Below are 12250 nucleotides of genomic sequence, written 5' to 3'. Positions count from 1 at the left end.
AGCAGGGCCCGACAAAGAAGCCCGACGCCTCATGGATGTACGCATCGACATTCCCGACCACGCCCCGCACGTTCTCGTGGTGGACGACGATCGCCGCCTGCGCGATCTCCTCACCCGCTTCCTGAGCGAGAACGGCTACCGGGTGACGGCGGCGGCGAGCGCGGCCGAGGCGCGGGCCAAGGCGGAAAATTTCGTCTTCGATGCTCTCGTCCTCGACGTGATGATGCCGGGCGAAACCGGGTTCGACTATGCCCGCAGCCTGCGCCAGCATTCGCAGGTGCCGATCCTCATGCTCACCGCCCGTTCCGATGCCTCCGACCGGGTAACGGGGTTGGAAATCGGCGCGGACGATTACCTGCCCAAGCCCTTCGAGCCACGCGAGCTGCTCTTACGCCTCGGCAACATCCTCAAGCGCGCCACGCCGGTGGCCGGCACCGGCAACGGGACCGTGCCGGAAGTGGTCCATTTCGGCCCCTTCTCGTACCGCTTCGACCGCGGCGAATTGCGGCGCGGCGACGAGATGGTGCGCATTACCGAACGTGAGCGCGAGATCCTGACGATCCTCGGCAGCCATGCCGGCGACAATGTCCCGCGCGAGGCGCTCGCCGGTAACGGCATTGCCGCCAACGAACGCACGGTCGACGTGCAGATCAACCGGCTGCGGCGCAAGATCGAGACCGATCCGGCAAACCCGATCTTTCTCCAGACCGTGCGCGGCGTCGGGTACCGCCTCGTGATCGACCGATGAAGATCGGGGCGACCCTGCGCTACACGCCTCTCGACCACGCCGCGCGCTGGTTCGGACGCTTTCTGCCGAAGGGACTTTACGCCCGCGCGCTCATCATCATCATCGCGCCCGTCATCCTGCTGCAATCCGTCGTCGCCTATGTGTTCATGGAGCGGCATTACCAGCTCGTCACGCGTCGCCTGTCCTCCGCGGTGACCGCCGACATCGCGGCACTCATCGACATCTACGAGAGCTATCCGCAGGACAAGAATGCCAGCACGCTCGCACGGATCGCGTCGGAGCGCCTGCAGCTCGACGTGGACATCCTGCGCAACACGGACCTGCCGCCGCCGGGCCCAAAACCCTTCTTCGACATTCTCGACGAGACCCTCACCGACGAGCTGCGGCGACAGATCGACCGTCCCTACTGGGTCGATACGGTCGGCCGTTCGAGTTATGTGGAGGTGCGCGTCAAGCTCGACCAGAACGACGTGATGCGCATTCTGGCGCGGCGCAGCCAGGCCTATGCCTCCAACTCGCACATCTTCCTGGTGTGGATGGGCGGGTCGTCCTTCGTGCTGCTCGGCATCGCCATCCTGTTCCTGCGCAACCAGATCAGGCCGATCCTGCGCCTTGCGGAGGCCGCCGAATCCCTCGGCAAGGGGCGCGAGGTCGATTTCCGACCGCGCGGCGCGCGCGAGGTGCGCCAGGCCGGCCACGCCTTCCTCGAGATGAAGCGGCGCATCGAGCGGAACATCGAGCAGCGCACGACGATGCTCAACGGCGTCAGCCACGACCTGCGCACGATCCTCACGCGCTTCAAGCTGTCCCTCGTCTTCCTCGATCAAACGACGGAGGTCGAGGATCTCAAGCGCGACGTGGACGAGATGAGCCGCATGCTCGAAGGCTATCTCGCCTTCGCCCGCGGCGAGAGCGGCGATGCCGGCGAGCAGGCGGTGCCCACCGATCTGCGCCAGCTCCTCGAGGAGGTGCAGTCGGACGCCGAGCGGCAGGGCCATGTGACCGAGCTCGACATCGTCGGCGACCCGATCATCACGGTGCGCCCCGATGCCTTCCGCCGCCTGCTGTTCAACCTCGTCGGCAATGCCGCGCGGCATGGCGACCGGATCGAAATCACCGCCAATCACGAAACGCGCTGGCTCATCCTGCATGTGGACGACGACGGGCCGGGCATTCCCGCCGACAAGCGCGAAGAGGTCTTCAAGCCGTTCGTGCGCCTCGACGAAGCCCGCAACCAGGACGAGGGCGGCTCGGGCCTCGGCCTTGCCATCGCCCGCGATGTCGCCCGTACGCATGGCGGTGACATCGTGCTGGGCGAGAGCCCGCTCGGGGGCCTGCGCGCGACGGTGCGGCTGCCGGCCTGAAATCAGGGGGTCTTCTTGCAGCGCATCTCCGGCGCGCCGTAGCCCCATGTCACAAGCGCTCCGCCCTGATGCTCCCAGAAGCTTTCGTTGCGTCCCTGATAGCGGGCGCCGCTTCCCGAGGGCTGCACAAACATCAGCGAAACGCTGTCGCCGCGCTCCGCAATCATCGTCGCCGGATCGGTCTGGAAGAATGTGGCGACCACCTCATTGCGCGGATCGCCGTCGCAGATGAAGGTGACCGGACCGATTCCGGGAACGAGGCGATAGCGCGCCTGCAGCTCCGCGATGCGGTGTTCGTACGCCCCTTGCACGCAGGCCCGCTTGTCGTCGCTCTTCCAGCACTCGTCGCGACCCTTGATCCAGCCGCGCTGCTCCGCCTGCAGCACAGGTGGATGTTCGTTCGTCGCCTTGCGGGACGCCTGCGCATAGACATCGGCAAGCTTGCGGTCCAGGGAGGATAGCGCGCCATCCTTGCAGATCATCTCCTCGATGCTGCCGGTTTCGACCTGATTGCAGGAGAAGGACGGAGCCTGTGCCAACGCTGCGCCGCCGATGACGGCGAAGGCGGCTGCAAGAATTGCCAAGGCGGAATACCTGCGAACTGCATTCATTGACTTGCCTCACTCCTGAATTGGCGCGATGGCATGAGAAACCTCTACGGGAATGGAGCGGTTGCGCCCTGATTGCATTGTCGAGAAACCCGTCCCGAAGCATCGCGATCCGGCGCAAATGCCCTCATTCAGACGTCATCCCGGACGAATATGACGCTGTCATCCCGGCGAAGGCCGGGATCCATAAACACGATCTTCAACCAGTTCGGCACCGTCAGCGGATATGGATTCCCGCCTGCGCGGGAATGACAATGGTGAGTTTCGTGCATGCATTCTTCACCCGATCCGGATCTCCATTGCGCTCCGTCCGGGACGGCAATGCTAAGCCAGCAAAGTGGAGCCTAATAAAGCCGCCCGCCCACCGGCACGTCGCGGTCCGGCCTGATCAGCATGACATCGCCGTTGGCATCCGGCACGCCGAGCGTCAGGACCTCCGACAGGAACGGGCCGATCTGGCGCGGCGGGAAATTCACCACGGCCATGACCAGCGATCCGACGAGATCGTCCGGCGCATGATTGATCGTGATCTGTGCCGACGACCGCTTGGTACCGATCTCGGGGCCGAAATCGATGGTGAGCTTGAACGCCGGTTTGCGCGCTTGAGGAAACGGTTCAACAGCGACGATCCGGCCGACGCGGATGTCGACCTTCAGGAAATCGTCGAACGTAATGAGTGCCGCTGTCGAACTCGCCTGATCCATTTATGCCCCTGACCTCTTTTTTTAGATCGCTGCCGCCGGATTGTCCTTGTCGCCGTTGCCCTCGTCGCTGCGGCGCGTCTCCCGGCGCGAGGGACCGCGGCCCTGCATCAGGGCGCGCCCGACGGCGCGCAGCGGCGCGCTCAGGCGGCGCAGATCCTCCGCGCCTTCGATGACGCGCTCGCCGCGGCGCAGCTCGCGGTCCAATCGCGCCATGGTCTTGGCCTGCGCCGGATCGTCGTCGTCGAGCCATGTGCGCATGGCGTTTGCATAGACCAGCACCGCGCCCTGAAGCTTCAGCGCGCCGAGAGGGCCCTCCGTGTCGATGCCGGCGGCGGCGAGCATGAAGCGTTGGGAATTGAGCGAGACCTTGTTGAGCGCGGCGAGCGACACCGGATCGTAGCGCAGGTCCTGCGTGATCCGGCGCAGCGCCGGCTTGTAGGGCTGCAGCGCATCGAAGCGGCGCATCAGCACGTCGAAGATGCGTTCGCGCGCGGGCTCGCCGGCGAGATCGTCGCTCGTTCCCTCGAGCACCTGCCGGTCGATCTGGCGCGAGAGCGCGCCGAGCACCGCGCCCTTGGACGGAAAGAGATCGCGAAACTCGGCAAGCGATACGTTGGCGGCTTTCGCGACATCGGTGATCTCGATCTCGTGCCAAGCCCGCCGCGAGGCGAGATCCATGAGCGCTTCGACGATCGCCTTGCGCTTGTCCGTTGGAGCTTCTGCCGTCACGATCACTCTCCTCGAAATCATCCATTGAGGATTAATCTAGGGGCCGAGGACAGCAAGCCCAATGGCCTAACCCGCGAGTTCTTCCGCACGCCGCTTGGCCGCCGCCACCGCTTCGCGCATGAGGGCCTTCAGGCCGTCCGGATCCCGCATTAGGACTTCAAGCGCTGCGGCGGTCGTGCCGCCGGGCGAGGTCACGTTCTGCCGCAGAATCGCCGGCGGCAGGTCGCTCTGGAACAGCAACTCGCCCGCACCCGTCACCGTGGCGCGCGCGAGGCGCTGCGCGAGATCGGCTGGAAGCCCGGCGGCAGCGCCCGCCTCGGCAAGGCACTCCACGAGATGGAACACGTAAGCAGGGCCGGAGCCCGACAGGGCCGTGACCGCATCGATCAGATCCTCCGACGGCAGCCATTCGACGATGCCGTTGCTGCCGAGCAGGGCGTCGGCCATCAGGCGCTGGTCCTCGCTCACCGTGTCGTTGGCGGCGGCGCCCGTCGCGCCGCGCCCGATGCTGGCGGGAAGGTTCGGCATGGCGCGCACGATCGCGCCGGAGGCTGGAAGCCTGCTCCGCAGGTCGCCGATGGTCTTGCCGGCGAGGATCGAGATGATGAGCGTTCCAGGTCCGAGAGAGCCGTTCAGCGCGGGCGCGGCCTCGTCGAGCATCTGCGGCTTGATCGCCAGCACCAGCACCTCGGGAGCGGAGGGGCTTGCCGGGTTGAGCGCGATGCCGCGCTCCCGGCAGAAACGGGTCATCTCGTCGGAAGGCTTCGGATCGAGAACCGTCACGCCCTCCGGCCTCACGCCGACCTTGAGCCAGCCTTCCAGCATGGAGCCGCCCATCTTGCCGGCTCCGACCAGAACGAGGGACGACGGGAGACGGGAAGCATGCGACATGACGATGTCCTGAGGGAAGGATGCGGAACGGCCGCTATCTATCCCTGTCCGCCCGGCCCTGTCGAGGCGGGTTCAGGCCTCGCCCTCGGTTTCGAACAGGACACAATCGAGCGCCTCGCGGGCGGACTTGCCGGCCCAGATCACGAACTGGAAGGCCTGGAAATAGCGCTCGCAGGCCTCGACCGCGACCCGCAGCATGGTCTCGCATTGCCCGTCGGTCGGGTCCGCGCCGCCCGCCAGCAGCAGGGCATGGCGGAACATCACCACGTTTTCCGAGCTCCACAGGTCGAAATGCCCGACCCAGAGCTGCTCGTTGACGGCGGAGATGAGCTGGAGCACGTCCTGGCGACGCCGCTCCGGCACCTTCAGGTCGAAGGCGCAGGCCACATGCAGGGCTTCCACGTCCTCGATCCAGGTGAAGGCGATGTCGTAATCCGCCCAGCGGCCGGAGACCGAGACGGCCATCTCGTCCGTTTCGGCCCGGTCGAAGATCCAGTGCCGCAGCGAAGCGAGGCGTTCGACCACATCGAGGGGATGTTCCGAACGATCGATTTCAAGATGAATCTGCGACATGTCGATCCAAAAAGCTGAATCACCTGAATATGGTAAACACATTCGGGCAACATCATTGCGTGGATCCGGGCTCTACTCGAAAGAAGTACTCAGAAGACCTACGATATTCGGAGTGCCTGCCGTCGCCGCCACGAATCAGCTCATGAATCGACAGTCTTAGATTTCGGCCTCCGTCACAATGCGCGTGATTCACCTGTCCACAACAGGAGCCCTGCGCTGAGGGCAGGCCGGCTTTCCGGTCGAATCAAGGCGTTGCGGGATTGATGCCGGCGGTGGAGGAGAGCTTGGCCTCGAGTTCCTTCACCCGGGCCGCGAGCTTCTCGTTCTCCTCGCGGGCGGCGGTCACCATCTCGCGCAGGACATCGACCTCCTCGCGGGTGGCGACATCCATGTCCTTGACCAGGCGCTCGAACTGGCTGCGGACCACGCTCTCGATCTCGCGCCGGACTCCCTGGGCCGCGCCGGCGGCATCGGTGGCGAAGCGGGCGAGTTCATCGAAGATCCGGTTGGACGATTGGGTCATAGGCGCAAATCCACAGCGTTCGACGGGCTCTCAAGGCCCCGGGACGCCACACATGAGCGCATTCGCCGCAAACTGCAACAGGGTTGACGACCCCCTCCCGGCGGGTCCAATGGCAGGACATTCCATCAAGGCCCGCTCATGGCTCTCTCGTTTCCCATCATCGACCCGGTGGCGATCTCCATCGGCCCCTTCGCGATCCGCTGGTACGCGCTTGCCTATGTGGCGGGCCTGCTCGGCGGCTGGTTCTATGCCAAGCGCCTCGCCGCAAAAGCCGATCTCTGGGGCTCCCTGCGCCAGCCCAAGGCGACGGACGTGGACGACCTGATCGTGTGGGTGGCGCTGGGCGTCGTGCTGGGCGGACGGATCGGCTATGTGCTGTTCTATAATCTCGGCTCCTATCTCTCGCGGCCGCTGGAGATCCTCGCGGTCTGGCATGGCGGCATGTCCTTTCACGGCGGCTTCCTCGGAGCGGTGCTCGCCATCGTCCTCTTCGCGCGCTGGCGCGGGCTCAACCCGCTCGCCATGCTCGACATGGCGGCGGTGGTGACGCCGATCGGCCTGTTCTTCGGGCGCATCGCCAATTTCATCAACGGCGAGCTCTGGGGCCGCCCCGCCCCCGACTTTCCCTATGCCGTGGTCTTTCCGCATGCGGGCCCCGAGCCGCGCCATCCGAGCCAGCTCTATGAGGCCTTCGGCGAGGGACTGATCCTGTTCATCGTCATGGCCATCGCCGCCCGGGCCTTCGGCTTCCGCCGGCCCGGCCTCCTCGGCGGCATCTTCGTGCTGGGCTATGCGGTTGCCCGCATCGTCTGCGAGTTCTTCCGCGAGCCCGACGAGCAGCTCGGCTTCCTCTTCGGCTCCTCGGTAGGGGCTCTCGGCGGCGGCATCACCATGGGCATGCTGCTCTCGATCCCCATGGCCCTTGTCGGCGCCGGCGTCATCGTCATGGCGGCGCGAGGCTATACGCGGCCGGCAAGGCCGGTCGAGGCCGCGTGAAGCCGCTCGCGGACACCTTAAACGAGATCATCGCCCACGACGGGCCGATCACGGTCGAGCGCTACATGAGCCTGTGCCTGAGGCACTACTACGCCACGCGCGATCCCCTCGGCGCGGCCGGCGATTTCACCACGGCGCCCGAGATCAGCCAGATGTTCGGCGAGCTGATCGGCCTGTGGATGATGGAAATCTGGCACGCCATGGGCCGCCCTGCCCCCTGCCGCCTCGTCGAGCTGGGACCGGGGCGCGGCTCCTTGATGGCCGACCTGCTGCGCGCGACCCGCGTCCTGCCCGACTTCAAGGCGGCCGCCACCGTCCATCTCGTGGAGACGAGCCCGGCCCTGCGGCAGCGGCAGCAGGCGGCCCTCGCCTCCTCCGGCTTCGCCCTTGAATGGCACGACCGGCTCGAGGACGTGCCTCCGGGCCCGACGCTTCTCGTCGCCAACGAGTTCTTCGATGCCCTGCCGGTCCGCCAGTTCCTCGCCACCGAGCGCGGCTGGTGCGAGCGGCTGGTGGGCATCGACGGAGATCGCCTGATCTTCGGCCTTCGCCCCGAGGCGGAACAGGGTCTCGGCAACCCGCTGCGTCCAGGCGACGTGCTGGAATGGCCGGCGGCCTCCATCGAGGTGATGGGCGAGCTTACCCGCCGCCTGGAGCGGGACAGGGGCGCGGCCCTGATCTTGGACTACGGCTATTGGGGCCCGGCCTATGGCGACACCCTGCAGGCGCTGCGGCAGCACGCCTTCGTCGATCCCCTGGCCGAGCCGGGCGAGGCGGATCTGACCACCCATGTGGATTTCCATCGCCTCACCCAGGCCGCCATTGCCGGCGGGACGCAGGCTCACGGCATCGGCCTGCAGGGCGATTTCCTCAAAGCTCTCGGCATCGAGGCCCGCGCCGCCGCCCTGAAGGCACGGGCGACGCCGGCCCAGGCGACCGATATCGAGAAGGCCCTCGCGCGCCTCACCGAGCGCGGCCCGACCGGCATGGGAGAGCTGTTTAAGGTTTTGGCCGTTACAGATAGAGCCATCGAAGCCGTTCCCGGCCTGCCCGCCCTGTCCACCTCTTCACAAGATTAAGCCATGCATATCCAAGCGCCCGCCCTCGCCTCGCTGCCCCGGATCCGCCACGCCTTCTTCACCCGGCAGGGCGGCGTGTCGGAGGGGATCTACGCCACCCTCAACGGCGGCATCGGCTCGTCGGACGAGCCGTCGCGGGTGCAGGAGAACCGCCGCCGGATGACGGAAACGCTGGGCGTTCGGGCGGATGCCCTGATCAGCGTGTATCAGGTCCATTCCCCGGACGCGGTCGTCGTCGAAGGCCCCTGGACGGCCGAGCGCCCGAAGGCGGATGGGATGGTGACGGCCGTGCCGGGCCTCGCCCTCGGCATCACCACGGCGGATTGCGGCCCGGTCCTGTTCGCCGATCCGGAGGCCCGGGTGATCGGCGCGGCCCATGCGGGCTGGCGCGGAGCGGTGACCGGCGTGCTCGAATCGACCGTCGAGGCCATGGAGCGGCTCGGCGCGCGGCGTGAAAAGATCATCGCGGTGCTCGGCCCGACGATCGGCCAGAACGCCTACGAGGTCGGCCCGGATTTTATCGAGCGCTTCACGACGGAGGCCCCCGGTCACGAGCGCTTTCTCAAGCCGGGGGAGAGGCCGGGTCATGCCATGTTCGACCTGCCCGGCTTCATCGGCGCGCGTCTTGCGACAGCGGAGATCGGCGGCTTCACCGATCTTAGCCTGTGCACCTATTCGGACGAGGAGCGATTCTTCAGCTATCGCCGCACCACCCACCGCAAGGAGCCGGATTACGGCCGGCTGATCTCGGCGATCGCGCTCACTCCTTGATGCCGGCGACGTCCGGCGTCTCCCAGGCGAGGTGCTGGCCGCCGTCGACGGCGATCATCTGGCCCGTGACGCTGCGCGCGCCAGCCAGATAGAGCACCGCATCTGCGATCTCGTCCGGCGTTCCGCCATGGCCCAGCAGCACCGCGTCGCTCTGCTTGGCGAAATCCTCGTCGCCCTGGCGCATGTTCGACAGGGTGGGACCCGGCCCGATGGCATTGACGCGGATACGCGGCGCGAGCGCCTGCGCCATGGTCTGCGTGGCGCTGAACAGGGCCGCCTTCGTCAGGGTGTAGGAAAAGAACTGAGGCGTCAGCTTCCAGACGCGCTGGTCGACGATGTTGACGATGCTGCCCCGCGCGCCGGCGGGGAGCTGGTGCGCGAAGTCGCGGGCGAGGAAGGCCGGGGCACGCAGGTTCACGGCGAAGTGCCGGTCCCAGCGCTCCTGCGAAAGCGTCTCGATCTCGTCGGGCTCGAACTCGGAGGCATTGTTGACGAGAAGCGTCAGGGGACCGAGGGCGCGGACAGCCTCCGGCACCAGGCGCTCCACGGCAGCCCCGTCCGCGAGGTCGCCCTGGACGACGGTGGCCCGGCCACCCGCTGCGGCGATGCCCGCGGCCATAGCCTGCGCCTCTTCGGTCGAGCGGCGGCAATGGATGGCGACCGCATAACCCTCCGCTGCGAGTCGCTCGACGATCCGGCGCCCGATACGCTGGGCCCCACCCGTCACCAGAGCGGCTTTGTTCATGTCTCGAACCCTCAAAGCAATATTGTCACGGCCCATCGAAGCACAGACAAGAAAATGACATTTTTTCGCTGCCGCGTCGAACATACGGCCAAGCTGCGCGTTGTGGATCAGCGATGCCATAAGGGGAACGCACGCACATTGCCGCCACAATCCCGCCACAGCCCATTGCCGAGCTGTGGTCGTGAAGTCACAGCCCTCGACCGGTTGTCGCTCTATAAACGGGTAGTGCCCGGCCGATCCACGTCAGCGCGGATCGGTTTGGCATGACATCGATAGGAAAGAGAAATCATGAAGAAAATTCTTCTCGCCAGCGTCGCTCTCTTCGGCTTTGCCGGTGCCGCTTCCGCTGCGGACCTCCCGGTCCGCGCCGCTCCTCCGGCTCCGATCATCGCCGCCGTTCCGGTCTTCACCTGGACCGGCTTCTACGTCGGTGTGAACGCCGGCTACGGCTGGAATGCCAATGACAGCATCACCGTCGGCGGCGTGACGTTCGACCTCGACGACGAGGGCGGCTTCGTCGGCGGCGCCCAGGCCGGTTACAACTACCAGATCGGTTCGTTCGTGGTCGGTCTCGAAGGCGACATCCAGTACGCCGATTTCGGCGGCGACGACCGCTTCGACTTCGACGGCGACGGCATCCTCGACGACGACTTCAACACCAGCGACTGGTTCGGCACGGTGCGGGCTCGCGCCGGTGTGGCCTTCGATCGCGCTCTGATCTACGCCACCGGCGGCTTCGCCTTCGCTGACAACGCCACCGGCTGGACCGTCGGCGGTGGTCTCGAGTACGCCTTCACCAACAACCTGTCGGCCAAGATCGAAGGCCTGTACGTCAACCTCGACCAGGACGACAACTTCCCGGGCCTCGACCTCGACAACGACGCCGAGTTCGGTGTGGTGCGCGCCGGCCTGAACTTCCGCTTCGGCACCTACTAAGATCCGTCTCACCCGAGACAGACGAAAAGGCCCGGGTCACACCCCGGGCCTTTTTTGTTTATGGCGTCACCCTGGTCTTCGCGAAGGCCGGGACGCGGGACTCGAAATCGTCGAGCCAGGCGACGAGCTTGGGATAGCTTTCGCGCCAGCGGCCGGCGAAGCGCAGGTCGAGATAACCAAGGGCGCAAGCAAGAGCGATCTGGCCGATATGAAGGTCCTGGCCGGGTTGCGAGAGATGCGCTTCCGCATGATCGAGCCCGCGGCGCACCTTGTCGGCCTGGTGGGAGACCCATTTCGGCTCGTGCCTATCCTCGGGACGGAAGCGGCCCTCGTAGACCTGCAGCAGCGCCGCATCCATGATGCCGTCGGCAAGCGCCTGATCGCGCAGGGCCGAGAACCGCCCGGCTCCGTTAGGGATGACGCCCCCACCTCCGGCCAGATGATCGAGATAATCGACGATCACGCGGGAATCGTAGAGCACATCGCCATTCTCCAGGATCAGCGCCGGGATCTTTCCGAGCGGGTTCTGCTGGCGGATCGAATCCTCAGGATTCAGGGTGTCCGCATCGACGATCTGAATGCGATCGGAGAGCCCCAGAATCGAGGCCGTGAGCTTGACCTTCCGGCCGAAGGGCGACGCAGACGAGGAACGGAGAACGAGCATGAGCAAACTCCTATCGAGATGATGGGAGCACTCATGAACGCTCAGGCCACGAACGGCAATTCGTTTTAAGCAGGGGGACCGAAGGCTTCACAGCGATAAGCGCCGTAGCCGCGGCGCGAGAGGCGCTCGGCGAGCGCCGGCAGAAGCACCTCCGCCTCCTGTTTCAGCGACCAGGGCGGGTTGATGACGAAGAGGCCGCTGCCGTTCAGACGGGTCGCATCGCGGGGATCGTCCACATAGAGTTCGAGGCGCAGGCCCGGACGCGGGCTTGCCTCATGAAGACGCGCGGCAACGGCATCGACCGGCGCGACATCCTTGATCGGATACCATCCGGCATAGACGCCGGTCGGCCATTTCGTCAGGGCTGCCAGAAGCTCCGTCGCGAGCCGATCGAGCTCGTTCGGCTCCTCGTAAGGCGGGTCGATGAGAACGAGGCCGCGCTTCTCCTTCGGCGGAATCAGGGCATGGAGCGCCGTCCAGCCGTCGAGATGCATCACTTTGAGATTGGTGACTTCGTTGAACGCCTCGTTCAGCACTGCGTGGTCCGCCGGATGGAGTTCCACGAACACGCCTCTATCCTGCCGTCGCAGGACTTCGCGCAGAATGGCGGGCGAGCCGGGATAGGCATTCTCGCCATGGCGGGCGCGCACCTCGGCGATCACCGCACGATACGGCGCCAGGATCTCCTCGACCTCGGGCGAGAAAACCTCTTCGAGGCGTCCGATGCCTTCGACCCATTCCCCCGTACGCCCGGCCTCGTCACTGGTGAGATCATAGAGGCCGATCCCCGCATGGGTGTCGATGACGCGCAGCGGCGTCTCCTTGCGCTGGAGATAGGCAAGGATCCGCACCAGGAGGGCGTGTTTCATGACGTCGGCGAAATTGCCGGCGTGGAAGGCATGGCGGTAATTCATATCGG

The 12250-nt window shown here is 66.0% G+C and carries 15 protein-coding genes; 6 read left to right on the top strand and 9 right to left on the bottom strand.

Annotation, left to right across the window (positions count from 1 at the left end; genetic code table 11):
* Nucleotides 1-31 precede the first annotated feature (31 nt).
* Both BB934_RS18520 and BB934_RS18515 read left to right on the top strand, forming a co-directional pair.
* Nucleotides 32-748, top strand: a complete 717-nt coding sequence (locus BB934_RS18520; protein ID WP_099510952.1) for a response regulator — start codon at nt 32-34, stop codon at nt 746-748.
* Nucleotides 745-2112 (top strand): ATP-binding protein, encoded by a 1368-nt coding sequence (locus BB934_RS18515; protein WP_099510951.1) that lies wholly within the window; start codon nt 745-747, stop codon nt 2110-2112. Before BB934_RS18520 ends, BB934_RS18515 begins: the two co-directional genes overlap by 4 nt.
* A 2-nt stretch (nt 2113-2114) precedes the next feature.
* Here BB934_RS18515 and BB934_RS18510 read toward each other — a convergent pair whose 3' ends face one another.
* The 6 genes from BB934_RS18510 to BB934_RS18485 all read right to left on the bottom strand — a co-directional run bounded on the left by BB934_RS18510 (nt 2115) and on the right by BB934_RS18485 (nt 6140).
* Nucleotides 2115-2723, bottom strand: coding sequence for an MliC family protein (locus BB934_RS18510; RefSeq protein WP_099510950.1), 609 nt, complete (start codon nt 2721-2723; stop codon nt 2115-2117).
* Nucleotides 2724-3064: 341 nt separating this feature from the next.
* Nucleotides 3065-3424: a tRNA-binding protein gene (locus tag BB934_RS18505; protein ID WP_099510949.1), complete on the bottom strand. Its 360-nt coding sequence runs from the start codon at nt 3422-3424 to the stop codon at nt 3065-3067.
* Between the two features lie 21 nt (nt 3425-3445).
* Nucleotides 3446-4174, bottom strand: a complete 729-nt coding sequence (locus tag BB934_RS18500; protein WP_099510948.1) for a TetR family transcriptional regulator — start codon at nt 4172-4174, stop codon at nt 3446-3448.
* A gap of 45 nt (nt 4175-4219) precedes the next feature.
* A complete protein-coding gene (proC, locus tag BB934_RS18495; protein ID WP_099510947.1) occupies nt 4220-5044 on the bottom strand; it encodes a pyrroline-5-carboxylate reductase in 825 nt (274 codons plus the stop codon).
* A gap of 72 nt (nt 5045-5116) precedes the next feature.
* Nucleotides 5117-5617 (bottom strand): type III secretion system chaperone family protein, encoded by a 501-nt coding sequence (locus BB934_RS18490; protein WP_099510946.1) that lies wholly within the window; start codon nt 5615-5617, stop codon nt 5117-5119.
* Between the two features lie 244 nt (nt 5618-5861).
* Nucleotides 5862-6140: an accessory factor UbiK family protein gene (locus BB934_RS18485; RefSeq protein WP_099510945.1), complete on the bottom strand. Its 279-nt coding sequence runs from the start codon at nt 6138-6140 to the stop codon at nt 5862-5864.
* 138 nt (nt 6141-6278) lie between these two features.
* On the opposite strand from BB934_RS18485, the gene lgt reads away from it, so the two are divergent.
* The 3 genes from lgt to pgeF are packed head-to-tail and all read left to right on the top strand — an operon-like array spanning nt 6279 to nt 8986.
* On the top strand, nt 6279-7136 hold the full coding sequence (lgt, locus tag BB934_RS18480; protein ID WP_099510944.1) for a prolipoprotein diacylglyceryl transferase: 858 nt from the start codon (nt 6279-6281) through the stop codon (nt 7134-7136).
* Nucleotides 7133-8215 carry a class I SAM-dependent methyltransferase gene (locus tag BB934_RS18475; RefSeq protein ID WP_418294707.1) on the top strand — a complete coding sequence of 361 codons (1083 nt, stop codon included), beginning with the start codon at nt 7133-7135 and terminating at the stop codon, nt 8213-8215. Before lgt ends, BB934_RS18475 begins: the two co-directional genes overlap by 4 nt.
* Before the next feature lie 3 nt (nt 8216-8218).
* The gene (gene pgeF / locus BB934_RS18470; RefSeq protein WP_099510943.1) at nt 8219-8986 is read left to right on the top strand and encodes a peptidoglycan editing factor PgeF; all 768 of its coding nucleotides are present in this window, start codon (nt 8219-8221) and stop codon (nt 8984-8986) included.
* Here the strand turns inward: pgeF and BB934_RS18465 are convergent.
* The gene (locus BB934_RS18465) at nt 8976-9731 is read right to left on the bottom strand and encodes an SDR family oxidoreductase (RefSeq protein WP_099510942.1); all 756 of its coding nucleotides are present in this window, start codon (nt 9729-9731) and stop codon (nt 8976-8978) included. The two genes, pgeF and BB934_RS18465, sit on opposite strands and share 11 nt — an antisense overlap.
* A 288-nt stretch (nt 9732-10019) precedes the next feature.
* On the opposite strand from BB934_RS18465, the gene BB934_RS18460 reads away from it, so the two are divergent.
* Nucleotides 10020-10667: an outer membrane protein gene (locus BB934_RS18460; protein ID WP_099510941.1), complete on the top strand. Its 648-nt coding sequence runs from the start codon at nt 10020-10022 to the stop codon at nt 10665-10667.
* Nucleotides 10668-10725: 58 nt separating this feature from the next.
* Here the strand turns inward: BB934_RS18460 and BB934_RS18455 are convergent, their stop codons facing one another.
* Both BB934_RS18455 and BB934_RS18450 read right to left on the bottom strand, forming a co-directional pair.
* Nucleotides 10726-11331 (bottom strand): glutathione S-transferase family protein, encoded by a 606-nt coding sequence (locus BB934_RS18455; protein WP_099510940.1) that lies wholly within the window; start codon nt 11329-11331, stop codon nt 10726-10728.
* 65 nt (nt 11332-11396) lie between these two features.
* Entirely contained in the window at nt 11397-12245 is an 849-nt protein-coding gene (locus BB934_RS18450; RefSeq protein WP_099510939.1) for a 23S rRNA (adenine(2030)-N(6))-methyltransferase RlmJ, read from the bottom strand.
* Nucleotides 12246-12250 lie beyond the last annotated feature (5 nt).

The sequence above is a fragment of the Microvirga ossetica genome, from assembly GCF_002741015.1.
Classification (GTDB): Bacteria; Pseudomonadota; Alphaproteobacteria; order Rhizobiales; family Beijerinckiaceae; genus Microvirga; species Microvirga ossetica.
This window is presented reverse-complemented; position numbering and strand designations above follow the sequence as displayed.